Source organism: Mesorhizobium sp. B3-2-1 (assembly GCF_006439515.1).
Lineage (GTDB): Bacteria > Pseudomonadota > Alphaproteobacteria > Rhizobiales > Rhizobiaceae > Mesorhizobium.
Genome location: NZ_VFTI01000002.1, coordinates 324325 through 348077, shown reverse-complemented (window position 1 = coordinate 348077; position 23753 = coordinate 324325). Strand labels below are relative to the sequence as shown.

The 23753-nt window shown below is 62.8% G+C and carries 19 protein-coding genes; 15 read left to right on the top strand and 4 right to left on the bottom strand.

Going from position 1 to position 23753, the window contains the following annotated elements; translation table 11 throughout:
* Positions 1-128: 128 nt before the first annotated feature.
* From FJW08_RS03470 to FJW08_RS03440, 6 genes are all read left to right on the top strand, one after another.
* Positions 129-1514 (top strand): TolC family outer membrane protein, encoded by a 1386-nt coding sequence (locus FJW08_RS03470; protein ID WP_140808820.1) that lies wholly within the window; start codon positions 129-131, stop codon positions 1512-1514.
* A gap of 256 nt (positions 1515-1770) precedes the next feature.
* On the top strand, positions 1771-2604 hold the full coding sequence (locus tag FJW08_RS03465) for a PopZ family protein (RefSeq protein ID WP_140808818.1): 834 nt from the start codon (positions 1771-1773) through the stop codon (positions 2602-2604).
* Between the two features lie 322 nt (positions 2605-2926).
* Positions 2927-5710 (top strand): valine--tRNA ligase, encoded by a 2784-nt coding sequence (locus tag FJW08_RS03455; RefSeq protein ID WP_140808816.1) that lies wholly within the window; start codon positions 2927-2929, stop codon positions 5708-5710.
* A 360-nt stretch (positions 5711-6070) separates the two neighbouring features.
* Complete coding sequence (locus FJW08_RS03450; protein WP_140808814.1) at positions 6071-7291, top strand: OmpP1/FadL family transporter; 1221 nt, start codon at positions 6071-6073, stop codon at positions 7289-7291.
* Positions 7292-7581: 290 nt separating this feature from the next.
* Complete coding sequence (gene ilvD / locus FJW08_RS03445) at positions 7582-9306, top strand: dihydroxy-acid dehydratase (protein WP_140808812.1); 1725 nt, start codon at positions 7582-7584, stop codon at positions 9304-9306.
* Positions 9293-10144, top strand: coding sequence for a tetratricopeptide repeat protein (locus FJW08_RS03440; RefSeq protein ID WP_140761419.1), 852 nt, complete (start codon positions 9293-9295; stop codon positions 10142-10144). The genes ilvD and FJW08_RS03440 overlap by 14 nt, the downstream gene beginning before the upstream one ends.
* 103 nt (positions 10145-10247) lie before the next feature.
* Here the strand turns inward: FJW08_RS03440 and FJW08_RS03435 are convergent, their stop codons facing one another.
* The 4 genes from FJW08_RS03435 to erpA all read right to left on the bottom strand — a co-directional run bounded on the left by FJW08_RS03435 (position 10248) and on the right by erpA (position 12187).
* Positions 10248-10565 (bottom strand): hypothetical protein, encoded by a 318-nt coding sequence (locus FJW08_RS03435; RefSeq protein WP_181182821.1) that lies wholly within the window; start codon positions 10563-10565, stop codon positions 10248-10250.
* 72 nt (positions 10566-10637) lie between these two features.
* On the bottom strand, positions 10638-11432 hold the full coding sequence (gene xth / locus FJW08_RS03430) for an exodeoxyribonuclease III (RefSeq protein WP_140808810.1): 795 nt from the start codon (positions 11430-11432) through the stop codon (positions 10638-10640).
* A gap of 7 nt (positions 11433-11439) precedes the next feature.
* A complete protein-coding gene (locus tag FJW08_RS03425; protein WP_140808808.1) occupies positions 11440-11832 on the bottom strand; it encodes a VOC family protein in 393 nt (130 codons plus the stop codon).
* A gap of 7 nt (positions 11833-11839) precedes the next feature.
* Positions 11840-12187 (bottom strand): iron-sulfur cluster insertion protein ErpA, encoded by a 348-nt coding sequence (gene erpA / locus FJW08_RS03420; protein WP_140701617.1) that lies wholly within the window; start codon positions 12185-12187, stop codon positions 11840-11842.
* 76 nt (positions 12188-12263) lie between these two features.
* On the opposite strand from erpA, the gene FJW08_RS03415 reads away from it, so the two are divergent.
* The 9 genes from FJW08_RS03415 (at position 12264) to tatC (ending at position 23699) form a co-directional block, all read left to right on the top strand.
* Positions 12264-13478 carry a deoxyguanosinetriphosphate triphosphohydrolase gene (locus FJW08_RS03415; protein ID WP_140808806.1) on the top strand — a complete coding sequence of 405 codons (1215 nt, stop codon included), beginning with the start codon at positions 12264-12266 and terminating at the stop codon, positions 13476-13478.
* A 61-nt stretch (positions 13479-13539) separates the two neighbouring features.
* A complete protein-coding gene (argS, locus tag FJW08_RS03410; protein ID WP_140808804.1) occupies positions 13540-15297 on the top strand; it encodes an arginine--tRNA ligase in 1758 nt (585 codons plus the stop codon).
* Positions 15298-15400: 103 nt separating this feature from the next.
* Complete coding sequence (locus FJW08_RS03405) at positions 15401-18820, top strand: SPOR domain-containing protein (protein ID WP_140808802.1); 3420 nt, start codon at positions 15401-15403, stop codon at positions 18818-18820.
* Positions 18821-18985: 165 nt separating this feature from the next.
* Complete coding sequence (nagZ, locus tag FJW08_RS03400; RefSeq protein ID WP_140808800.1) at positions 18986-20005, top strand: beta-N-acetylhexosaminidase; 1020 nt, start codon at positions 18986-18988, stop codon at positions 20003-20005.
* 61 nt (positions 20006-20066) lie between these two features.
* Entirely contained in the window at positions 20067-20870 is an 804-nt protein-coding gene (locus FJW08_RS03395; RefSeq protein WP_140808899.1) for a ScpA family protein, read from the top strand.
* Positions 20867-21622, top strand: coding sequence for an SMC-Scp complex subunit ScpB (gene scpB / locus FJW08_RS03390; RefSeq protein ID WP_140808798.1), 756 nt, complete (start codon positions 20867-20869; stop codon positions 21620-21622). The genes FJW08_RS03395 and scpB overlap by 4 nt, the downstream gene beginning before the upstream one ends.
* 179 nt (positions 21623-21801) lie before the next feature.
* Complete coding sequence (locus tag FJW08_RS03385) at positions 21802-22023, top strand: twin-arginine translocase TatA/TatE family subunit (RefSeq protein WP_015317533.1); 222 nt, start codon at positions 21802-21804, stop codon at positions 22021-22023.
* Positions 22024-22053: 30 nt separating this feature from the next.
* Entirely contained in the window at positions 22054-22827 is a 774-nt protein-coding gene (tatB, locus tag FJW08_RS03380) for a Sec-independent protein translocase protein TatB (protein ID WP_140808796.1), read from the top strand.
* Positions 22824-23699: a twin-arginine translocase subunit TatC gene (gene tatC / locus FJW08_RS03375; RefSeq protein ID WP_140808794.1), complete on the top strand. Its 876-nt coding sequence runs from the start codon at positions 22824-22826 to the stop codon at positions 23697-23699. Before tatB ends, tatC begins: the two co-directional genes overlap by 4 nt.
* Positions 23700-23753 lie beyond the last annotated feature (54 nt).

Genomic DNA, 23753 nt, shown 5'->3' with positions numbered 1-23753 from the left:
GTTGCTGATCCCAGACTGGGGGCACTTTGGGCCGAGCGACAGGGAACATGAAACACGCCACGCCGGCTGCTCCTCGAGGATAAGCCGGCGCGGCGCGGTTCCCATGGAAAACGAATGAGGGATATAACGTGCCGTCAGTACGCAAATCACTTTTCACCGCCGTCCTTGTGTCGGCGACCGCGCTATCCCCACTGGCTGCATCGGCTGAAACCATCACCGGTGCCCTTGCAAAAGCCTATCAGTACAATTCCACACTGAATGCATCGCGTGCCGGTGTGCGCGTCACCGACGAGAGCGTGGCCATAGCCAAGTCGGGCTGGCGTCCGACGATCACCGGGTCGGCCAATATCGACTATACGAACACGCGCCAGGCAAATGGCGGCAGCAATTCGAAGCTGACAAGCGGCAGTTACGGGATCCAGATCAACCAGTCGCTGTTCGACGGCTTTCAGACGAGGAACAACGTGGCGGCGGCCGAATCCCAGGTCAAGGCGTCGGTCGAAAGCCTGCGCAACACCGAAGAGAACACGCTGTTCAGCGCGGCTACCGCCTATATGGACGTGATTCGCGACCGGCAGATCGCGGTGCTGACCGAGCAGAACCTACAGTTCCTGACAGAACAGGCGCGCGCCGCGCGGTCGCGCTTCGACGTCGGCGAAGGTACGCGCACCGATGTCGCGCAGGCCGATGCCCAGCGCGCCTCGGCTGTGGCCTCGCTCAGTGCTGCCCGTGCGCAGGCATTGGCCAGTGCCGCGACCTATCACCAGGTTGTCGGCGACGAGCCGGGCAAGCTCAAGCCAGCCGCGCCGTTGGGACGGTTGCTGCCGTCGAGCCTCGACGCCGCGATCGCCATCGGCTCGGCCGAACATCCGGCCATCCTTGCCACCCAGCATCTGGTCGACGCCGCGGCGTTCTCGGTGAAATCGGCCGAGGGCGCGCTGTTGCCGCAGTTGTCGGCGTCGGCCGGTATTTCGGAAAACTACCGCAAAGCCATCCCCGACGTGACGGGTTCCAACGGCAATTCGACCTCGGCCAATATCGGCGCGACGCTGACCATCCCGATCTATTCCGGCGGACGGACCTCGGCGGTCGTCCGGCAGGACAAGGAGTCGCTCGGGCAAGCGCGCATCCAGGTCGACGTCAGCCGCGACCAGGTGCGCCAGGCCGTCGCCACGGCATGGTCGCAATACACCGCCGCGCAGCAAAGCGTATCCGCCAACAGGCAAGTGATCGAAGCCGCACAGCTGGCGCTGAACGGCGTGATCGAGGAACGCAATGTCGGCCAGCGCACGACGCTCGACGTGCTCAATGCGCAGGCTACCCTCATCACCGCCAAGATCAACCAAGCCAATTCCGAACACGACGTGGTCGTGGCGAGCTATGCCATCCTCTCGGCGGTCGGCCGTCTGTCGGTCGACCGGCTTGCGCTGCAGGTGACGAAGTACAGGCCTGAAGAGCACTACAACGCCGTCAAGGACAAGTGGATCGGCCTGCGCACGCCGGATGGCCGCTAGGCCCTTCGTTCGAACGGCGTTTCCGGGCTGGGCGGTTCGACCGGAAACGCGGGACTGTCGTTGTCCCTCGGTTGATTGCTGACGGGGAGCCGTCATACGGCTTTGGCGGAATCGCTCTAATCTGTTGAAATCCCACATGTCCCCAGATTGGGGATTCTCGTGCGGCGATCCGTCGGTTACGCTGTCGCCATGATTCGAATCCGGCTTTTGCCGGAGCGGAAACCTGCAACGGGTCACAAGGGCGGCGGATGTGACGATGGCAACGGCAAGCAGCGCACAGCGCGAACCCTCCATGGAAGAGATACTGGCTTCCATCAGGAGGATCATCGAAGACAGCGACAACGGCCGCAAGCAGCCCGGCGAGACCGACGAGTTGCAGCAGGACCTGGAACCCGCGCCGAGTGCTGTTGCGGCTGCGGACATCGACGCGTTCCGCGCCGAACTGCATGCCGTCCCCGAGGTCAGGAAACCGGCCGCGACGGCGGAAGTCCAGGCGCCGGCCGCACAGCCGGTGATCGCACGCACGGAAGCGCCGCCGCGTGCCGACCCGGCCGCGGACAGGACGCCGATGACACTGGCCGAGGTCAGCGCCCGGATTGCCGCCGAGCCGATGCCCAGCCGCGACGCGCCGGCGGCTCCCGCGGAGGTTGCGACGAGTGAGGCTATCGTCGCCGATTGGCGTCGCGAGATCGCAGCGGTTGGCGAGCAAGCCAAGGCGATGCCGGACCGGAGCATCCGCAAGCCAGCGGCACAGCCGGAGGTGTCGGCGAGCGAAACGGCGGCGGAACCTGCGACAGAGCAATCTTCGTCGATCGATGCTGCAACGGGCACGGCTCAGGGGCGCGCGGCGGCAAACGAAGCGCATGCGGTGCGTCCCGCGATTCTTTCCGAACATGCCGGCCGGCAGGTTGCGGCCGCCTTCGGCGAACTGTCCGACGCCTTTGCAAGCCGCAGCAAGAAGACATTCGACGAGATGGCCGAAGAAATGCTGCGGCCGATGCTGCAGGACTGGCTGGACAACAATCTGCCGACGCTGGTCGAAAGACTGGTGCGCGAAGAGATCGAGCGCGTGGCACGCGGGGGGCAATAGCGTCCAGGCCTGCATTCCTGAAAAAACGCCGCCGTCGAGGCGGCGTTTCTCGTTGTGGCGCGGTCAGCCGCTGGTCGCAGAACTGGCGAAGGCGATCAAATTGCCGTCGGGGTCGCTGACAATGAACGTGCGGGAACCCCAGGGGTCGGTTCGCAGCGATGCCTCGGGCTCAAGATGCGGTCGCCGCGCGCCTTTCGTTGAAATGACCAAGGCCGCGCCTATCTGCTTGTAAAGGCCCAGGCGGCCCTCGCGGTTGACTTGGCCAAGACCTTCCGATTTACACCGAACCAGCAAAATTCCCGACAGCGCGGACCGTTTCCCCATGCTTGAAAAGACTTACGACGCCAAGACCGTCGAGCCCAAGATCGCCAAGGTGTGGGAGGAAGCCGACGCGTTTCGCGCCGGCGCCGGGGCGGAGGAGGGGGCCGAGGCCTTCACCATCGTCATTCCGCCGCCCAATGTCACCGGCTCGCTGCATATGGGCCATGCGCTCAACAACACGCTGCAGGACATCCTGGTTCGCTTCGAGCGCATGCGTGGCAAGAACGTCCTGTGGCAGCCCGGCATGGACCATGCCGGCATCGCCACGCAGATGGTGGTCGAGCGCCGGCTGATGGAAAAGCAGATCCATCGCCGCGATCTCACCCGCGAAGAATTCATCGAGAAGGTGTGGGAGTGGAAGGCCGAATCGGGTGGGTTGATCTTCAACCAGCTGAAACGTCTCGGCGCCTCCGCCGACTGGTCGCGCGAACGCTTCACCATGGACGAGGGCCTGTCCAAGGCCGTGCTCGATGTGTTCGTCACACTCTACAAGGAAGGGCTGATCTACAAGGACAAGCGCCTTGTGAACTGGGACCCGAAACTGTTGACCGCGATCTCCGATCTCGAGGTCGAGCAGCAGGAGGTCAACGGCAATCTCTGGCACTTCCGCTATCCGATCGAAGGCGCGGCTTTCGATCCGGAAAACCCGAAGACCTTCATCACCGTGGCGACGACGCGCCCCGAGACGATGCTGGGCGACACGGCTGTCGCGGTGCATCCCGACGATGAGCGGTTCCGGCATCTCGTCGGCAAGAACGTCGTCCTGCCTATCGTCGGGCGCAAGATACCTGTCGTGGCCGACGAGTATTCCGATCCGGAAAAGGGGTCGGGAGCGGTCAAGATCACGCCGGCGCATGATTTCAACGACTTCGAGGTCGGCAAGCGCCACAAGCTGCCGGCGATCAACGTCCTGACCGTCGAGGCCGCCGTCACGCTCAGGGATAATGAGGACTTCCTCGCCGGGCTCGTGGTGACACCGGAACGCCAGGCCATCTGGGACGAACTCAACGGGCTCGACCGCTTCGTCGCGCGCAAGAAAATCGTCGAACTGATGGAGGCCGGCGGCTTCCTCGACAAGGTCGAGCCGCATCGCCATGCCGTGCCGCATGGCGACCGCGGCGGGGTGCCGATCGAACCGTTCCTCACCGAACAGTGGTATGCCAACGCGGCCGAACTCGCCAAGCCGGCGATTGCCTCGGTGCGCGAGGGGCGCACCAATTTCGTCCCGAAGAATTGGGAAAAAACCTATTTCGATTGGATGGAGAACATCCAACCCTGGTGCATTTCGCGCCAGCTCTGGTGGGGGCATCAGATCCCGGCCTGGTATGGGCCGGACGGGCACGTCTTCGTCGAGAAATCCGAGGAAGAGGCGCTGAGTGCTGCCATCGAATATTATCTGGCGCTCGAAGGGCCGTGGAAGGCCTGGGTCGAGGACAAGCTCGAGACCTTCAAGCCCGGCGAGATCCTGACCCGCGACGAGGATGTGCTCGATACCTGGTTCTCGTCGGCGCTGTGGCCGTTCTCGACGCTGGGCTGGCCGGACCAGACGCCGGAGCTGAAGACCTATTACCAAACCGACGTGCTGGTGACCGGCTTCGACATCATCTTCTTCTGGGTTGCCCGCATGATGATGATGGGCCTGCACTTCATGGACGAGGAGCCCTTTCACACCGTCTATGTGCACGCACTGGTGCGCGACAAGAACGGGCAGAAGATGTCGAAGTCGAAAGGCAACGTCATCGATCCGCTCGACCTGATCGACGAATATGGCGCCGACGCGCTGCGTTTCACGCTTGCCGTGATGGCGGCGCAGGGGCGCGACGTGAAGCTCGACCCGGCGCGCATCGCCGGCTATCGCAATTTCGGCACCAAGCTGTGGAACGCGACGCGCTTTGCCGAGATGAACGAAGTCGCGCGCAACGACGATTTCTGGCTGAACGACGCCAAGCTGGCGGTCAACCGCTGGATCCTGACCGAGCTGACGCGCGCCGCGCGCGACGTCACCGACGGCATCACCTCGTATCGCTTCAACGAGGCGGCTGGAGCCGCCTACCGGTTCGTCTGGAACCTGTTCTGCGACTGGTATCTGGAACTGCTGAAGCCGGTGTTCATGGGCACGGACGAGGCCGCCAAGGCCGAAAGCCGCGCCTGCGTAGCGTTCGTGCTCGACGAGATCTACAAGCTCCTGCATCCGATAATGCCGTTCATGACCGAAGAACTGTGGGCGCAGACCGCAGGCGAGAGCAAGGAACGCGCCTCGTTGCTGTGCCATGCCGCGTGGCCGTCGCCGGATTTCGAGGACGTTGAAGCGGCGGCCGACATCAACTGGCTGGTCGATCTCGTCTCCGGCATCCGATCGGTGCGCTCGGAGATGAATGTGCCACCGGCGGCCATTGCGCCGCTCGTGGTGGTCGGCGCCAATGACGTGACGCGCGAACGGCTGGTTCGCGAGGAGTCCGCGATCAAGCGGCTGGCGCGTGTCGGTGACATCTCGCTCGCCGATGCGGCACCCAAGGGCTCGGCACAGATGGTGCTCAACGAGGCGACGATCTGCCTGCCGCTTGGCAGCCTGATCGACCTCACCGCGGAGGCCGCGCGGCTGCAGAAGGAACTGGTCAAGGTGACGGAGGAAATCGCGCGCCTGCACAAGAAGCTGTCGAATGAGAAATTCGTCGCCAGCGCGCCGGCCGAGATCGTGGAAGCCGAGCGGGAAAAGCTCGCCGAATATCGCGACGCCCAGGACAAGCTTTCCGTGGCGTTGACCAGGGTTCGCGACGCCGGCTGAAGGGCAGATTCGCCTATGACGCCGGGGCGAATTCCCATGCGTCACCTGCCTCGAAAATAGGCATTCCGTTGCGTTAATATTGACGTAAACGGAAACTTTTAGCCCCATTGTTGCCATAATGTAACAATGGGGCTAACTCCCTTCAAAACTAGCAGTTTTTGAGCCTTTTGAGGCTATTTTTGTTCATTTTGTCAGCTGGCTGGACGTGCTGCGGGCCATTTTTGCTCCTGTGGCACGGTTCTGCATTTTGTCGAAAATGGGTTTGGCGAGCATGTACATGTACGCCTCGGCACTTCGTTGTTGCGCCGTTAACCTGAATTGGTTCTAGCTTGACCCACTAGTTATTCGGGGAGGACATCCATGACCAATTTGCGTCTGAAAGCACTGCTGGGGGCGGGGTGCTTTTCGCTGGCTTTGATGGGCTCGGTTATTCATCCGGCGCATGCCGGTGGTCTGGAGCGCGGCGGCTACGATATCGACCTGCTGTTCGATCCGGCGCCATTCACTACGGAAGCTGAAGCGACCTATGTGATGCCAGATCGCAAGTACGAGAATGCGCGTGGTCCTGGCGGAGCTAATCTAGGCTTGGGCACCTCAGCCGATGGTGCCGAGGGTTATTGGGTTCCGCGCATAGGGGCCAAGGTCCAAATTGTGCAAGGCGTCGACTGCATGGTCGACTATTCGCAACCCTGGGGCGCGCACACGGCGCCAGGTATGTGGAACGGAGCGCTCTCTAATATCGAAACCGATATCAAGAGCGACAACTACGCAGGTACCTGCTCCTACAAAATGGATGCCGGCAAGGGCCAGCTCCGCTTTATCGGCGGCTTGTTCTACCAGGATATCTCGGGCTTTAAGGAAAGCCTGGTGAATGTTTTTCCGGCACTGACGGGTCGTGTCGACCTGAAAACCAGCGGCTGGGGCTGGCGCGCGGGCATCGCTTACGAGATCCCCGACATCGCGTTGCGCGCAAGCCTGGTCTACAATTCGAAAGTCAAGCTCGACAATATCGAGGGAACGCTGGATCTCACCAGTATCGGCAGGGGCATTACCCCCATCTTTGGCTCAACGCAGTACATGCCTGATACCCTGGAGTTGAAACTTCAGTCAGGCATCGCGCCCGGCTGGCTCGCCTTTGGCTCGGTCAAGTGGGTCAACTGGAGCCTGCTGCAAAGCGTTCCGATCTGCCCAGTGGGTTTCCCCGCTTCGTCATGCTTCACCGGTTCGCCGGCCGCGGTGACTTCGCTCGATCTGATGTATCGTGACGGCTGGACCGTCACAGGCGGTCTCGGCCACAAGTTCAACGATCAGTGGAGTGCCGCCGGCCAGCTTTCGTGGGATCGTGGCACCTCGCATGGTTATGGTGCGCAGACTGATACATGGACGCTGGGTGGTGGCGTGGCCTATACGCCGTCGCCGAACGTCGAAATTCGTTTGGCGGGAGCGGTCGGCGTGTTGACCAGCGGTCACTCAGGAGAATTGGTTGGTGAAAACGGCTATATTGCCGGCGAGGATGCCAGCTACGACTTCGGCAACGATCTGGTCACCGCGATTTCCGGCGGCGTAAAGATCAAGTTCTAAACTCCTGAATATTATGAAAAAAGGCCGGGCATCGCCCGGCCTTTTTTGTTTGAGCCGGCCTTGCCGACAAGTCTGTTATCCAAGCTAAGTTGCATATAAGCCGCACCTCGGCCGCATCGTACAAATGTGACGTTTTGGCAACACTTTTTGAACAACCCCTCCGCTAAAGGTCAGGCCGAGAAAATTGCCCATTTCCCGCCATAAACCCGGCGCACCTCGAACTCGTGCTGGGACACGCGCCAAAAGGCTCGGCGATGGGGCAGGCCGCACCGCCCGCGGCAAGGATGAGAATGGACGCCAAGGTCATTTCAAAGGCTAAGCTCCCTAGCCGCTATGTGACTGTCGGTCCGGCGCGTGCGCCGCACCGCTCCTATCTCTATGCCATGGGCCTGTCGGCGGCTGAGATCGCGCAGCCGCTGGTCGGCGTCGCGTCCTGCTGGAATGAGGCAGCGCCTTGCAACATCTCGCTGATGCGCCAGGCACAGGTGGTCAAGAAGGGCGTGGCCGCCGCCAACGGCACGCCGCGCGAATTCTGCACCATCACCGTCACCGACGGCATCGCCATGGGTCACCAGGGGATGAAGTCGTCGCTGGTGTCGCGCGAAGTCATCGCGGATTCGGTCGAACTCACCATGCGCGGCCATTGCTACGACGCGCTGGTCGGTCTCGCCGGATGCGACAAGTCGCTGCCCGGGATGATGATGGCCATGGTGCGGCTCAATGTGCCGTCGATCTTCATCTATGGCGGTTCGATCCTGCCGGGCAGCTATCGCGGCCGCCAGATCACCGTACAGGATGTGTTCGAGGCGGTCGGCCAGCATTCGGTCGGCACGATAGACGATGCCGAGCTGCTCGAAATCGAGCAGGCCGCCTGTCCCTCGGCCGGTTCCTGCGGCGCCCAGTTCACCGCTAACACCATGGCCACCGTCGCGGAGGCAATCGGTCTCGCGCTGCCCTATTCCTGCGGCGCACCGGCGCCCTACGAAATGCGCGACCGCTTCAATTTCGCCTCGGGCGAAAAGGTCATGGAGTTGATCGCCAAAAACATCCGGCCGCGCGACATCGTCACGCTGAAGGCGCTGGAAAATGCGGCGACGGTGGTTTCAGCCACCGGAGGCTCGACCAATGCGGCGCTGCACCTGCCGGCGATCGCGCATGAGGCGGGGATCAAATTCGACCTGTTCGACGTAGCGAAAATCTTCGAGAAGGCGCCTTACATCGCCGATCTCAAGCCAGGCGGCAAATATGTCGCCAAGGACATGTTCGAGGCAGGCGGCATTCCGCTGCTGATGAAGACGCTGCTCGATCACGGCTATCTGCATGGCGATTGCCTGACGGTCACTGGCCGTACTTTGGCCGAAAATATGGAGCACGTTGCCTGGAATGAACACCAGGATGTGGTTCGCCCGGCCAACAGACCAATTACCCAAACCGGCGGTGTCGTGGGGTTGAAGGGAAACCTTGCTCCCGAAGGCGCGATCGTGAAGGTCGCGGGCATGGCGGAGCTGAAATTCTCCGGCCCGGCGCGCTGCTTCGATTCGGAAGAGCAATGTTTTGAGGCGGTGACGAACCGCGCCTATCGGGAAGGCGAGGTTCTGGTCATCCGCTACGAGGGACCGCGCGGCGGCCCGGGCATGCGCGAGATGCTGTCGACGACGGCGGCACTCTATGGCCAAGGCATGGGCGGCAAGGTGGCGCTGATCACCGATGGCCGATTCTCGGGCGCGACACGCGGCTTCTGCATCGGCCATGTCGGCCCGGAAGCGGCGGTTGGCGGTCCGATCGGTCTCATCAGGGATGGCGACGTGATCTCGATCGACGCGGTGAACGGCACGATCGACGTGGCGCTGTCCGATAGCGAGTTGGCGGCGCGGGCGAAGACATGGAAGGCGCGCACGACCGACTATCAGTCGGGCGCGATATGGAAATACGCACAGACGGTAGGGTCCGCCAGGGATGGCGCGGTCACCCATCCGGGCGGTGCGAAAGAAACACACTGCTATGCGGATATCTGAGTTGTTGAAGTCAACACCAGAGTTGTTGAGGTCATCCGTCCTTTCGGCACTGGTCGCGGTTGCGATCTTTGGCGCCGTGGGCCAGGCCATGGCCTTCGACGACAAGGTGTTCGACGACAAGACCGGCGTCAAGCCGCAGTCGAGCCCCTGGGCGGTGTTCCAGTTCGGTTTCTCCGCCTACAAGAGCGGCCACAAGGAGCAGGCAGCCGAGGCCTATAAATACGCCGCCGAAAACGGCCAGATCGGCGCCACCTGGAAGCTTGCCCGCATGTATGCCGAAGGCGACGGCGTGGCCCGCGACGATTATGAGGCGTTCAAGTTCTTCTCGGAGATCGTCGACCAGGACGTCGAGCCCGGCTCTCCGGAAGAAAGCTACGTCTCCGACGCGCTGGTGGCGCTGGGCGACTATCTGCGCAAGGGCATTCCCGGCAGCCCGGTCACCGAGAACGAAGTGGCGGCGCAGGAATACTACATGCGCGCCGCCGCCAACTACCGCAATCCGAACGCCCAGTTCGAGATGGGCCAGATGTTCCTGAAGGGCGAGGGCGGCGTGAAGGCCAGCGTCAGGCAGGCCGGGCGCTGGTTCCAGCTCGCCGCCGAGAAGGGCCATGCCGGTGCGCAAGCGACGCTTGGCCACCTGTTGTTCCAGAGCGGCAAGATCGTGCGCGGCCTGGCGATGATGACCGCGGCCCTCGAGCGTGCATCGCCGGCCGATCAGCCCTGGATCCGCGGCATGCAGGAAGAGGCCTTCGCCGCGGCCGGCGAAGCCGACCGCCGCACCGCGATCTCGCTGGCGGACGACATCCTGACCAAGGGCAACAACGCCGATCAGGAGTAGGGTCGACACCCTATTTCTTCACGGCCGTGGTGGACAATTCTTCAATCTGGAAACGTGGCCGAGCGGTCGCTTGCAAAGCAACACTGCCGGCCATTCAAGCCACTCAGTTCTCGGTCGGCTCCGTCGGCACCATGCTTGGCGTGGGTGTCGAGATCGGCGTGACGTGCAGGTGCGGCGCCATTGTGTTTGCGGGGCAGCTATCGCCAACCTTGGTCCAGGATGTGTTGTTCAGCACCATATCGCAGCGTGCCAAATGACTCTGGTCGGCAACCGTCAGGCAGGCCACCTGGCCGACGGGATAGGATTTTCCATTGGCAAGACATTCCTGCGCGGCGAAGGCCGGCACGATGGCGACCGTGGCGAATGCCAAGCCGATCGGACAAAGAGCAAATCGAATGGTCATGGGAACCCCGGCCGCCATGATGATCTCCCATCATGCGTCGGAATGTGGCGATATGAGGTCCGGGACGATTCGGCGGCAGAAGGGCCTGCGTCAGGCGGGCTGCAGCGCGAGGTCAATCGCCACCGGGACGTGATCGGACGGTTTATCCCAGGCGCGCACATGCTTTTCGATCGACGCCGACGAGAACCGGTTCGCGGCTTCCGGCGACAACAGCAGATGGTCGATGCGGATGCCGTTGTTCTTCTGCCAGGCGCCGGCCTGATAGTCCCAGAAGGTGTAGGTATCCGGGGCATCGGTGACCGCGCGCACTGCTTCGGTGAAGCCGAGGTTCAGCAGCCGCCGGAAGGCCTGCCGCGTCTGCGGCTGGAACAGCGCATCGCCCAGCCAGTTCTCCGGAAACCGCGCGTCGATCGGCTCGGGGATGACGTTGTAGTCACCGGCCAGCACCAGCGCCTCTTCCAGCCTCAGGCGCTCCTGCGCCCACCGCTCCAGCCGTGCCATCCACGACAGCTTGAAGGGGAACTTCTTCTCGTCATCGATCGGGTTGCCGTTCGGCAGATAGAGCGAGGCAACGCGAAGCGCGCCCTTATCGGTCGAGAACACGCCTTCGATGAAGCGCGCCTGTTCGTCGGCATCGTCGCCCGGCAGGCCTTTGATAACCTCGTCGAAGCGCAATTTCGACAGCAGCGCGACACCGTTGAAGCCCTTCTGGCCATGGGTTTCGACATTGTAGCCAAGCGCCTCGATCTCGGCGCGCGGGAACTGCTCGTCGACCGTCTTGATCTCCTGCAGGCAAACGATGTCGGGCGCGCTTTCGGTCAGCCAATGGGTAAGGTTGCCGATGCGGGCGCGCACGCCGTTGATGTTCCAGGTGACGATTTTCATGACGGTCTCATTGTTCCTGCGGCGGAAGGCGTTCGACTAAACCGATCGTATTGCCTGCGGGGTCCTTTATAAAGGCCATCCATTCGCTTTCCCCCGACGGACCGAACTGGCCTTCGGTGTCGCGATGGACCAGTGTTGGCGGCGCGGTGAAGGGAATGCCGGCTGCCTTTGCCTCGGCGTGGAAGGCTTCGAGGCCAGCGATGTCGAGATAGATGGTGCCGGCCGGGATGCCGTCGGTGAACAACAGCCTGACATCGCCGGCCATGATGAAGGCGATGCCGGGCGGATCGAACCGCGCATGCACCTTTATGCCGAGCACATCACGCCAAAAGGCCAGCGTCGCGTCGAGGTCGCGACCGGCGGAGAGCGCAACCTGACGAACCGCCCCAGTTGCGGGCATCTCGGTCCTAGATGGAGAAGCTGGTGCCGCAGCCGCAGGAGGCGACCGCATTCGGGTTTCTGATCTGGAACGACTGGCCCATCAAATCGTCGACGAAGTCGATGACCGAACCGCCCATATAGACCAGGGACAGATCGTCGATCAGCACCGTTGCGCCATCCTTCTCGATGGCGACGTCGTCGTCGTTGCGAGCATCGACCAGATCGAATTTGTAGGAAAAGCCAGAGCAGCCGCCGCCTTCGACAGAGACGCGCAGCGCTGTCTTGCCGGCTTCGGCCGAAACAATCCTGGCGATCCGCTTGGCGGCAGCCTCGGTCATCTCGACTTTCATGGCGGTCTTGGCATCCGCGCCCATTGGCGTCACCTTGCTTTCGGCTTCACATGATAGGTATGAAGCGCGACGGGGCAAGTCAACTGCGGCGGCATCAGCCATGACAAATGAGCTTGGCGACATCGGATTCGGCTATCGGCCACGCGCGGCCTATGCGACGGATCCCGCGCGCTCGCGCGGCCGGCTTTTCGACGAAGTCGAGAGCCCGACCCGCACGCCGTTCCAGCGCGACCGTGACCGGATCATCCATTCGACGGCGTTTCGGCGACTGAAGCACAAGACGCAGGTCTTCATCGCCCATGAAGGCGACCATTATCGCACGCGGCTGACCCATTCGATCGAAGTGGCGCAGATCGCGCGTGCGCTGGCGCGGGCGCTGCGCGGCGACGAGGATCTCGCCGAGGCGGTGGCGCTGGTGCATGATTTCGGCCACACGCCCTTTGGCCACACAGGCGAGGACGCGCTGAACGAAAAGATGGCGGCGTGGGGCGGCTTCGACCACAACGCACAATCCCTGCGCATCGTCACGAGGCTGGAGGCGCGCTACGCCGAATTCGATGGGCTCAATCTGAGCTGGGAAACGCTGGAAGGCCTGGTCAAGCATAATGGTCCGCTCACCGACAGCGGCGGCAAGGGCCTGAAAGGGCCGGTACCGCAGGCGATCCGCGACTACTCGCAATTGCAGGATCTCGAACTCGACCGGTTCGCCGGCATCGAAGCGCAATGCGCGGCGATTGCCGACGATATTGCCTACAACACGCATGATATCGACGATGGGCTGCGGTCAGGGCTGTTGACGCTGGACATGCTGAAGGCCGTTTCGCTGCCCGGAACGATCCTGAAGAGCGTGCGCGAGCGCTATCCCAGGCTCGATGACGTGCGCACCGGCCACGAATTGATGCGGCGGCAGATCACGGCCATGGTCGAGGATGTGATCAAGTCGACGACCGCCAATCTGGAGCGGATCGCGCCGGCGAGCGCCGACGCGGTGAGAGCGGCGGGCGAGACGATGGTCACCTTTTCGGCCGAGATGGCGGAAGCCGAGAAGGAACTGAAGGCTTTCCTTTACAAGCACCTCTACCGGCACGAGGAGGTCATGCGGGTGCGTGCGGACGCCGAGCAGATCGTCAGGGACCTGTTCGATATCTATTTCGCCGACCCACGCGCCATGCCGGACGGCTGGCGTGAAGGGTTGGGCCGCGCCGAGGATCGCATCAAGGCGCGCAGCGTCGCCGATTTCCTGGCCGGCATGACCGACACCTACGCGCTCAAGGAACACAGGCGTTTGTTTGACCGCACCCCGGATTTGAGCTAGGGCGGGCTCGATTTGCCGGCCAAAGGGCCGGATTCGTCATAAAGCCACCAGAGCATACACCATGAACATCTTCGCCGATTTCACAGCGCGAGTCGTAAAGGCTGTCGAAGCGCTTGACCTGAAAGACAAGGACGGCGTTTCGCCTGATCTGTCGCGCATCGCCGTCGAGCCGCCGCGCGACGCCAGTCATGGCGATCTCGCGACCAATGCGGCAATGGTGCTGGCCAAGCCAGCCGGTCAGAACCCGCGTGCGCTGGCCGAGAAACTGGCGGAAGCGCTGCGGGCCGACAGCGATATCGCCGCCGCCGACGTCGCCGGTCCCGGCTTCGTCAATCTGCGGCTCAAGGACGGTTTCTGGCAGGCGCATCTGTCGGCGCTTCTGGGCGAGGGGCGCAACTACGGCCGCTCGACGATCGGCGCCGGCCACAAAACCAATGTCGAATATGTCTCGGCCAACCCGACCGGGCCGATGCATGTCGGCCATTGCCGGGGTGCCGTCGTCGGTGACGCGCTCGCCAATCTGATGGCGTTCGCCGGTTATGACGTGACCAAGGAATATGTCATCAACGACGCCGGCTCCCAGATCGACGTGCTTGGGCGCTCGGCGATGCTGCGCTACCGCGAAGCGCTTGGAGAAGATATCGGCGAGATTCCGGCAGGGCTTTATCCCGGTGACTATCTTGTCTCCGTCGGCCAGGCTCTGGTCAGGGAGTTCGGCCGTTCGTTGCTGCAGATGCCGGATGACGAGGCGCTGGCCATCGTCAAGGACCGGACCATCGATGCGATGATGGCGATGATCCGCGAGGATCTTGCGCTGCTCAACGTGCATCACGACGTGTTCTTTTCCGAACGCACGCTGCATGCCGACAATGCCAGGAAGATCCGCTCGGCGATCAACGACCTGACGCTGAAGGGCCATATCTACAAGGGCAAGCTGCCGCCGCCCAAGGGCGAGAAGCCGGACGACTGGGAGGACCGCGAACAGACGCTGTTCCGCTCGACGGCCGTCGGCGACGACATGGACAGGGCGCTGGTCAAGTCCGATGGCTCGTTCACCTATTTCGCCGCCGATGTGGCGTATCTGAAGGACAAGGTCGATCGCGGCTTCGTCGACCTGATCTATGTTCTCGGCGCCGACCATGGCGGCTACGTCAAGCGCCTGGAAGCCTTGGCGCGCGCGATTGCCGGCGACGACGTCAAGCTCACCGTCCTCTTGTGCAATCTGGTCAAGCTGTTTCGCGATGGCGAGCCGGTGCGCATGTCGAAGCGGTCCGGCGACTTCGTGACGCTGCGCGAGGTGGTGGAAGAAGTCGGACGCGATCCGATCCGCTTCATGATGCTCTATCGCAAGAACGATGCACCGCTCGATTTCGACTTCGCCAAGGTGACCGAGCAGTCCAAGGACAATCCGGTGTTCTACGTGCAGTACGCCTCGGCGCGCTGCCATTCGGTGTTCCGCCAGGCGAGCGAACAGTTGGGGGAGGCGAATTTCGATCGCAACAGCCTGGCGGCCGCGGCAACGTTACTGACCGACGAAGGCGAAATCGGCCTGATCCGGAAGCTCGCCGAATATCCGCGCCTGATCGAATCCGCTGCTCTTGCGCTCGAGCCACATCGGCTGGCATTTTATCTCTATGATCTGGCTTCCAGCTTCCATGGACACTGGAACCGTGGCACGGATAATCCGGACTTACGTTTTGTTAAGGTTAACGACCGACAATTGACGCATGCCAGACTAGGGCTGGTGCAGGCTGTTTCGGATGTTCTGACGTCCGGCCTGACGTTGATCGGGGCCGCCGCGCCCACCGAAATGCGTTAGGTTTGACTAAAAAACCTGTCACCTTTTGCCCACATTGCGCTGGTAAGGGCCAACCCTGCGCGACGTCCAAGGCGTCCGAATGAGTGCGAGTTCGGGAACAATAATGGCAGACAGAACCCAGCTGAGAGCAGCCGACAACAACGACATCGCCAACGATGATCCGTTCGCGGAACTGACCAGGATCATGGGATTCGACCCGCGCCAGCCGGTCAAGCCGCAGGCGCCGGCAGAGCCGAAAGCCGCTGTCACCGACGAGACTGCGGGAGAGGGCGATTTCGACATCGACCTCGAGAAGGAACTGATGGGCGAGTTCGACGCCGCCGAAAGCGTTGCTGCTCCAGTTGTCGAGGCTCATGAGCCGGCATTCGAGCCGATGGCCGTCGATGTGGCGGACGACGATCTTGCGCTGTCGCTCGATGACGATTTCCGCCTGGACATGTCGGATGCCGATGACCAGGCGGTCGTCGCCAGCCATGCGGAACCTGGCGCCTCGGAAGCTGTGCCGTCCGTCGAGCCTGCCTTCGACGCTGATTTCGACAATGCCGTCGCCAGTTCTCTAGAAGACGTTTCGCCCTTCGACGACGATCTGCCGATGGAGGACGAGCTTGCCGCCTCCCTCGACCAGGATTTCCATATCGAGGACGAGGCCGCCGAGACCCGGTCTGCCGTTGAATCGCCGGTTGCCGGAGCGCCGGTTTCCGAAGTGCCGGTGGCCGTCGAGCCGGCCTCCGATGATGAATTCGACGATGCGGTCGCGATCTCGCTCGAAGACGAGCTGATGCTCGACGACCATCCGGCGGATCAGCGCCAAGAGGCTGCTGTCGAATATCCGGACCCTGTACTGGCCGCAGCGAATGAAACCCAGGCGATCTCCGACGAGGATTTCGTGGGCCACTTCGACGATGCCATGGCCGATGTCGACGTGGATTTTGACGTTCAGGCGGATGAGCCAGGGGCTTTTGACGAGACGCAAGCGCACGAGTTGCTTGCCGATGCCGTCGACACGAAGGACCAGAATCCAGACGCCGTTTCGGATGACGCTTCCGACCTGAATTTGGAGGAGGCGTTTGCCCAGCCTGCCGAAGAGCCCGTCGCTGAAATCGCCACGGCTCCGGCGCAGCCGGCAGCGCCCGTGGCAACCATTGCGCCGCCGGTGCAAGCACCCATCGAGGACGAACGAAGCCTCGAAGATGAGTTGAACGCGCTTCTTGGCGCCATGACCGCGCGCGCGGTGCCGCCGGCCAAGGAGTTGGCCATGGCTCAGCCAGTCGTCACTCAGCGAACCGCGACGCCCGTTCAGCCGCCTCTAGCCGCGACCGCGAAGGCCGCGGAGGAACCCGCCGATCTTGTTGGTGACCTCGACTGGGACCTCGATGAACCAGGATCCCAGGATGTGCATCACTCCGGCTCTGCCCAGGCCGCCGACGCCAACCTCGACGACCAACTGCTCGATGAACTTCAGGATCAGGATTTCGGCTCGGATGAACAGGGCGATGTCGATATCGACAACGATGCCCTCGACGCCGCCCTGGCCAAAAGCATCGATCCGCGTGACGAAACAGTGTCCCGGCGGGATCAGGCCGATTCACTCGATTGGCTGGCGGATCGCTCCGCACAGTCGGAGCCGGCCCGTTCTTGGAGCCGCGTGACACCGGTTCCCCAACAGCCGGCATTTGCCGCGCAGCCTGCCGCCTCTATGGGGGGCAGGACGGCAGCACCCGAAGTGGCCACAGTGCCCTCCTACCATTCGGCCGAGCCGGTTGCAGCTGCTCCCTATTTGGCTCCGGTCTCGGCACCGCAGTCCTCGCCTTATGAAGAGATGCCCGATGTCGAGACGGTCGATGTGCCGGAGCGCGTCGTGGCGCTGGCCGACGATCTCGACATTCCAGAGTTGCATTTCGAGGAAGATGAGCCGGCAGCATCCGGTTATGACGATCTCGACGCCGAATTCGCCAGCCTTCTGACTGAAATGAATTCCGTGGAGGTCGCGCCTGCTGCCGCCAGCGCTGCCGCTTATGCCGACGAATCCTACAATGCCGGGTTCAACCAGGGATATGGCGCCGCCAATCCAGGATATGACGCTGCCAATCCGGGATATGATAGGATCAATCCGGGATATGGCGGGGCCAATGAAGAGCCCAGGCAGGCCTATCAACCGGAAGCGCGGACTTATGCGGCACGGCCGGCGGAAATGCCTGCTCGGGCTTCGGCTTCGGCCTATGCCGATGCTGCCGAAGGCTTCGACCTCGACAAACTGCCTGGTAGCCAGCCGGTCTCGCAGGCGGACGATTTTACCGTCGATGAACTCGACTACGATCCCGAACTGGACGAAGCGATGTCGGTTCCGGGCTTCGGCGAGCGGGAAGCCGCACGGCCGTCGGGCCGGCGCGGCCTGTTCATTGCCGCGATTGTCGGCGCCGTGGCGGTCGCTGGCGGTCTTGGCGCCTTCGCGCTGTCTTTGGGCGGCAAGGGCGGCAGCGAAGCTCCGGTGATCGTCAAGGCCGACAATTCGCCGATCAAGGTCAAACCGGAAAATCCGGGCGGCACCGTGGTGCCGAACCAGGACAACAAGGTCTATGACGCGGTGGTCAAGGGCGCGAAGCCCGCCGAGCCGGTCCAGCAGAAGCTTGTCACCAACGTCGAGGAACCGGTGGACGTGCAGGCGAAGGACCCGGCCCGCGCCGTCGATCTTTCTCCCGATCAGAACGCTGCAGCCGGCATGGATGGCGGTGGCGAGGTTTCGACCGCTGGCGCGGCCCCGGCCGACAATGCGGCGCCCGCGCCGAAGTCGGAGGATCGCATCGCGCAGGTCCTGCAGGAGGCCGACAAGGGCACCAACAACGATGTCGTTGCCGTTGCGCCGCGCAAGGTCAGGACCATGGTGGTCAAGTCCGACGGCTCACTGGTGGCGCGCGAGGACCCGGCACCGGCGGCACCGCAAGTGGCCGCGGCGGAGCCGACCGATCCGGCGCCACAGCATGTGGCGCCTGCCGGCCAGGCTGACGCCAACCAGGCTGACGCCAACCAGGCTGGCGCCAACCAGACTGGCACCGACCAGACTGGCACCGTGGCGTCCGCCGCCGCGCAGGCCGACGATGAGCCGGCTCTGAAGCCCGCCGCCAAACCTGCCAAGGCTGAAGCCAAGGCGCAGTCGGCCAACACGCCAGCCAAGGTTGCGATCGCGCCGCAGCGCCCGTCCGACCAGCCCGTCGATGTGGTCGGCGAGGTCAAGCCCGATCAGGTTGCTTCCATCGATCCGGCCGCGACCGCGACCGGCAGCGGTTCGTGGTCGATACAGATCGCTTCGCAGCCGACGGTGGACAGCGCCCAGTCGACCTACCAGGATCTGCAGCGCCGCTATGGCAGCGTGCTTTCCGGCCGTACGGCCAACATCGTCAAGGCCGAGATTGCCGGCAAGGGCACGTTCTACCGCGTCCGCGTTCCGGCCCAGTCGCGCAACGATGCCATCAATTTGTGCACCAGCTACAAGGCTGCGGGCGGCAACTGCTTCGTATCGCGTTAGACCTCGATCCAATCCTTCAAAGCCGGCGCGGCCCAAGGCCGCGCCGGCTTTTTCATGTGGCGATATTCATATGTCTGACTTTTTCATGTGGAAGCGTGTCTTGTAGCCCGCCGCATGCGGTCAGGGACGATTCCCTTTGATCGCGCGAAGCCCTAGACTCCTGAAATGACCGAATCAAAAGCCATGATCCTCGGCTGTGCCGGGAAATCGCTCACCCGCGAAGAAGTCAATTTCTATCGCAACGAATGCCCGTGGGCCTTCATCCTGTTTGCCCGCAATATCGGCGAGGCCGAGCAGATCCGCGATCTGGTCGCCGAGATGCGCGATTGTATCGGGCGCCCGGACGCGCTGGTGTTCGTCGACCAGGAGGGCGGCAGGGTACAGCGCCTTCGGCCGCCGCTGGCGCCGAACTATCCGGCTGGCGGCGCGCTTGGGGCGCTGTGGCGCGATGACCACGACGCCGGTGTCCGCGCCGCCTGGCTGATGGCGCGGCTGCATGCCTTCGATCTGCTGCGCTATGGCATATCGGCGGATTGCCTGCCGGTGCTCGACGTGCCGATCGAAGGGGCCAGCGATGTCATCGGCGCGCGCGCCTATGGCAAGGATCCGCGTCCGGTCATCGAACTCGGCCGCGCCGCCGCCGAGGGCCTGATGTCGGGTGGCGTGCTGCCCGTGATGAAGCATATTCCGGGGCATGGCCGCGCCTTTGCCGACACGCATTTCGAACTGCCCGTCGTCGACGCCTCGCTCAGCGATCTGCAGCGGCACGACTTTGCTCCGTTCCGTGAGCTCAACCATCTGCCGATGGCAATGACCGCACATGTCGTCTACAGCGCGATCGATCCCAAGAACCCGGCGACGACTTCCGGCAAAGTCATCGACGAGATCATCCGCCGCGAGATCGGCTTCGATGGACTGCTGATGAGCGACGACACCTCGATGAAGGCACTTTCTGGGGATTTCCCGACAAAGGCGGCCTCGATCCTTGCGGCGGGCTGCGATCTGGTCCTTCACTGCAATGGTGTTTTCGAGGAGATGGCGGGCATCGCATCGCGCACCACGGGGCTTGAAGGCAAGTCGCTGGAGCGCGCCAAGCGGGCGATGACCTATATAAGCAAACGCGACGCGGCCGAAGAAACCGAAATCCGTGCCGAATTCGCCACCTATTTCGATGCGGTGGCCTAGCAAGAGGAAGTGACAGGCAGTGGCGGAAGCATTGGAAAGCAAGGCCGCGAAGGCTGCACCGATGGACCGTCTGTGGGCCGAGAACGATGAGTCACGGCTGACGGGCGACCCGTCGCTGGTCGTCGATGTGGCCGGCTTCGAAGGCCCGCTCGATCTTCTCTTGCATCTTGCCCGCACCCAGAAGGTCGATCTGGCGCGCATTTCCATCCTGGCGCTGGTCGAGCAATATTTGACCTTTGTCGAGACGGCGCGGGCGCTGCGGCTCGAACTTGCCGCCGACTATCTGGTGATGGCGGCGTGGCTGGCCTTCCTCAAATCGAAGCTCCTGATCCCCAAGCAGCCGGGCGAAGAGGGCGAAAGCGGCGAGGAACTGGCGGCGGTGCTGCAATTCCGGCTGAAGCGGCTCGAAGCCATGCGCGATGCGTCGGCGCGCCTTGTCAACCGCAACCGGCTCGGCCGCGACGTGTTCGCGCGCGGCATGCCGGAAATGGTCATCATCGAGAAGCGCAACACCTATTCGGCTTCGCTTTACGATCTCTTGACCGCCTATGCCCAGCAGCGGCAGAAGCAGGCGATCACAAATGTGACGATTGCCAGGCGCGGCGTCTGGTCACTCAAGGACGCTCGCGACATCCTGACCCGGCTGATCGGCTCGCTGCGCGACTGGACGACGCTCGACAGCTTTCTCATTCAATATCTGACCAGCCCGCAAGAGCGGCGCACCGCGATCGCCAGTTCGTTCGCGGCCACACTGGAACTGGTGCGCGAGCGCAGGGTGGATATGCGGCAGGACGAGGTGTTCGCGCCGATCTATCTGCGCGACCACCGCGCTCAGACGATCAAGGCAGTCGAGGTGGCATCATGAGCGAACGCGCCAACGCTTCGGTTATTCCTTTCAAGATGGACGATGAGCCGGAAGAGGGTGAGATCGACCAGATTTCGGTACAGAATCCTGCCGAGCGGCTGCATATGGCGGAAGCCGTGCGCATGGCCGAGGCGATCGTGTTCGCCAGCGCCGAGCCCGTCAGCGAAAAGCAGCTCGCCGCACGGCTTCCCGATGGCATCAACGTTGCCCTCGCCATGACAGAGCTGCGGCAGATCTACGCCCGGCGCGGTGTCAATCTGGTGCGAGTGGGCGACGCTTGGGCGTTCCGTACCGCCGGCGACCTGGCCTTCCTGATGAGCCGCGATACGGTGCAGCAGCGCAAGCTGTCGCGGGCGGCGCTCGAGGTGCTGGCGATCATTGCCTATCACCAGCCGGTGACTCGCGCCGAGATCGAGGACATCAGAGGCGTCGAGACTTCGAAGGGGACGCTGGATACGCTGCTCGAGACGGAATGGGTGCGCATGCGTGGCCGCCGCAAAACGCCCGGCCGTCCCGTCACCTATGGCACCACCGAAACCTTCCTCGATCATTTCGCGCTCGAGGAGATCCGCGATCTTCCGGGTATGGAGGAACTGAAGGGCGCCGGTCTGCTTTCAGGCCGCATGCCGTCGAACTTCTCCATCCCGCAGCCGCCGGCCGATCCCGACGTGCTGACCGAGGACGAGGATCCGTTGACCGACATCGATCTCGAGGAGCTCGGTCTGCTGACGCCGCGCGTCACGGAAGATTGACCACGAGCGCCTATCAAAAGCCGTCTTGCGGCTTTACATGCGCCGTTTGGTAGCGGGCGGCATCGCCGAAAATGCGTGACATCCGACACCCTTTCATAAACTCTGTCGCGGTTGTGTTTGAATCCCAACGCGAAAACGCATAGATCATCGCCAGGGAAACCATTCGAGAGAGATTTGCTATGGGTTCATTTTCGATTTGGCACTGGATGATCGTACTGGTCATCGTGCTTCTGGTGTTCGGCCGCGGCAAGATCCCGGAGCTGATGGGCGACATGGCCAAGGGCATCAAGAGCTTTAAGAAGGGCATGGCCGACGACGACGTCGCCGACGACAAGCGCACCGTCGAACACCGTGCCGATGAGACCGTTTCGGCCGCGAAGGAAAAGGCCAGCAAGAGCTGAGCCAAAGAGTTCTAGTCGGAACAGATTGCCATGTTTGAAGTCGGCTGGACCGAAATGCTGGTGATCGCGATCGTCATGATCGTGGTCGTCGGGCCAAAGGATTTGCCCAACATGCTGCGCACCTTCGGCCGCACGACGGCGAAGCTACGCGCCATGGCGGGCGATTTCCAGAAGCAGTTCAACGAGGCATTGAAGGAAGCCGAGCTCGACGACGTCAAAAAGTCAGTCGACGAACTCAGGGGCCTGAGCCCGGTCGCCGAGATCAAGAAGCAGCTCAATCCGTTCGAGCAGGCCGCGGCCGATGTACGCGCCGGCGTCGACGCCGCGATGAAGCCGAAACCAGCCGCCGATCCGTCGGCGCCCGTCGCTTCGACGCCACAGGTGGCCGAGCCGTTGAAGAACGGTGCAACGACCATGCCTGGCGTCAACGGCCCTGAAGCCACGACACCAGCCCCGATTTTCCCGGCGATGACCGATGAATCGGTGGTGACGGCATCCACGGAATCCGCAGTTGCGCCGAAGGCAGCTAAGAAAACCTCCAGGACGGCACCGGCTGCAAAAGCGCCGTCCAAGGCCTCGGCGTCCACAAAGGCGGTGACGGCAAAGGCCGCACCCGCGCTGGCGGCAAAAGCCGCCCCCAAGGCATCGACAAAGGCCACGACAGCGGCAGCGTCTGCCACCGCGGCTGCGACGAAGCCGGCTGCCGTCAAGTCGACTGCCGCCAAGGCTGGGATGAAAGCCGAACCGAAGCCTGCTCCGGCGAAGAAGCCGGCAGCCAAGAAGACGGCTGGAGCCGCCAAGTGAGCGTTTCGGACAAGGAAAAGGACGAGATCGAAAAATCGTCGGCGCCGCTGATGGAGCACCTGATCGAGCTGCGCAGGCGACTGATCTGGTCGCTCGGTGGCTTCTTCGTAGCCTTCCTGGTCTGCTTCTTCTTCGCCAAAAGGCTGTTCAACCTTTTGGTCGTCCCGTTCAAATGGGCGACGAAATGGGCGGGGCTCGACCCGCACAAGGTCGAGCTGATCTACACCGCGCCGCAGGAGTTCTTCTTCACGCAGGTCAAGCTCGCCATGTTCGGCGGCATGGTCATCGCCTTTCCGCTGATCGCCACGCAGATCTACAAATTCATCGCGCCTGGCCTCTACAAGAACGAGCGCAATGCCTTCCTGCCGTTCCTGATCGCGTCGCCCGTCCTGTTCCTGATGGGCGCTTCGCTGGTCTATTTCTTCTTCACGCCGATGGTGATGTGGTTCTTCCTCGCCATGCAGCAGACCGGCACGGACGACCAGGTACAGATTTCGCTGCTGCCGAAAGTGTCGGAATATCTCAGCCTGATCATGACGCTGATCTTCTCCTTCGGCCTGGTGTTCCAGCTGCCGGTGGTGACCAGCCTGATGACGCGCGTCGGCATGCTGTCGTCCAAGGCGCTGGCCGAGAAACGCAAATGGGCGATCGTCATCGCCTTCATCGTTGCAGCGGTGCTGACACCTCCGGATCCGATGAGCCAGATCGGCCTGGCCCTTCCGACCATCCTTCTCTACGAGGTCTCCATCTGGGCCGCGCGGTGGATCGAGCGGGATCAGGAAAAACAGCGGCTTGCACGCGAGAAGCAGGAAGCGGGCGAGACCGTGGCGGATAAGGCGCCGGACGAGCCTCCCGCGCCTGCTGCCTCGTAAGGCATCAGCGGCGGCGGAAAACGACAACCGCCGCCCCGCCTCATCTTGCATCGA

Excerpts from the sequence above, each read along its gene's own strand:
- FJW08_RS03465 (WP_140808818.1), top strand. The coding sequence starts at position 1,771 with ATGGCAACGGCAAGCAGCGCACAGCGCGAACCCTCCATGGAAGAGATA.
- FJW08_RS03455 (WP_140808816.1), top strand. The coding sequence starts at position 2,927 with ATGCTTGAAAAGACTTACGACGCCAAGACCGTCGAGCCCAAGATCGCC.
- FJW08_RS03450 (WP_140808814.1), top strand. The coding sequence starts at position 6,071 with ATGACCAATTTGCGTCTGAAAGCACTGCTGGGGGCGGGGTGCTTTTCG.
- ilvD (WP_140808812.1), top strand. The coding sequence starts at position 7,582 with ATGGACGCCAAGGTCATTTCAAAGGCTAAGCTCCCTAGCCGCTATGTG.
- FJW08_RS03440 (WP_140761419.1), top strand. The coding sequence starts at position 9,293 with ATGCGGATATCTGAGTTGTTGAAGTCAACACCAGAGTTGTTGAGGTCA.
- FJW08_RS03435 (WP_181182821.1), bottom strand. The coding sequence starts at position 10,565 with ATGGCGGCCGGGGTTCCCATGACCATTCGATTTGCTCTTTGTCCGATC.
- xth (WP_140808810.1), bottom strand. The coding sequence starts at position 11,432 with ATGAAAATCGTCACCTGGAACATCAACGGCGTGCGCGCCCGCATCGGC.
- FJW08_RS03425 (WP_140808808.1), bottom strand. The coding sequence starts at position 11,832 with ATGCCCGCAACTGGGGCGGTTCGTCAGGTTGCGCTCTCCGCCGGTCGC.
- erpA (WP_140701617.1), bottom strand. The coding sequence starts at position 12,187 with ATGGGCGCGGATGCCAAGACCGCCATGAAAGTCGAGATGACCGAGGCT.
- FJW08_RS03415 (WP_140808806.1), top strand. The coding sequence starts at position 12,264 with ATGACAAATGAGCTTGGCGACATCGGATTCGGCTATCGGCCACGCGCG.
- argS (WP_140808804.1), top strand. The coding sequence starts at position 13,540 with ATGAACATCTTCGCCGATTTCACAGCGCGAGTCGTAAAGGCTGTCGAA.
- FJW08_RS03405 (WP_140808802.1), top strand. The coding sequence starts at position 15,401 with ATGGCAGACAGAACCCAGCTGAGAGCAGCCGACAACAACGACATCGCC.
- nagZ (WP_140808800.1), top strand. The coding sequence starts at position 18,986 with ATGACCGAATCAAAAGCCATGATCCTCGGCTGTGCCGGGAAATCGCTC.
- FJW08_RS03395 (WP_140808899.1), top strand. The coding sequence starts at position 20,067 with ATGGACCGTCTGTGGGCCGAGAACGATGAGTCACGGCTGACGGGCGAC.
- scpB (WP_140808798.1), top strand. The coding sequence starts at position 20,867 with ATGAGCGAACGCGCCAACGCTTCGGTTATTCCTTTCAAGATGGACGAT.
- FJW08_RS03385 (WP_015317533.1), top strand. The coding sequence starts at position 21,802 with ATGGGTTCATTTTCGATTTGGCACTGGATGATCGTACTGGTCATCGTG.
- tatB (WP_140808796.1), top strand. The coding sequence starts at position 22,054 with ATGTTTGAAGTCGGCTGGACCGAAATGCTGGTGATCGCGATCGTCATG.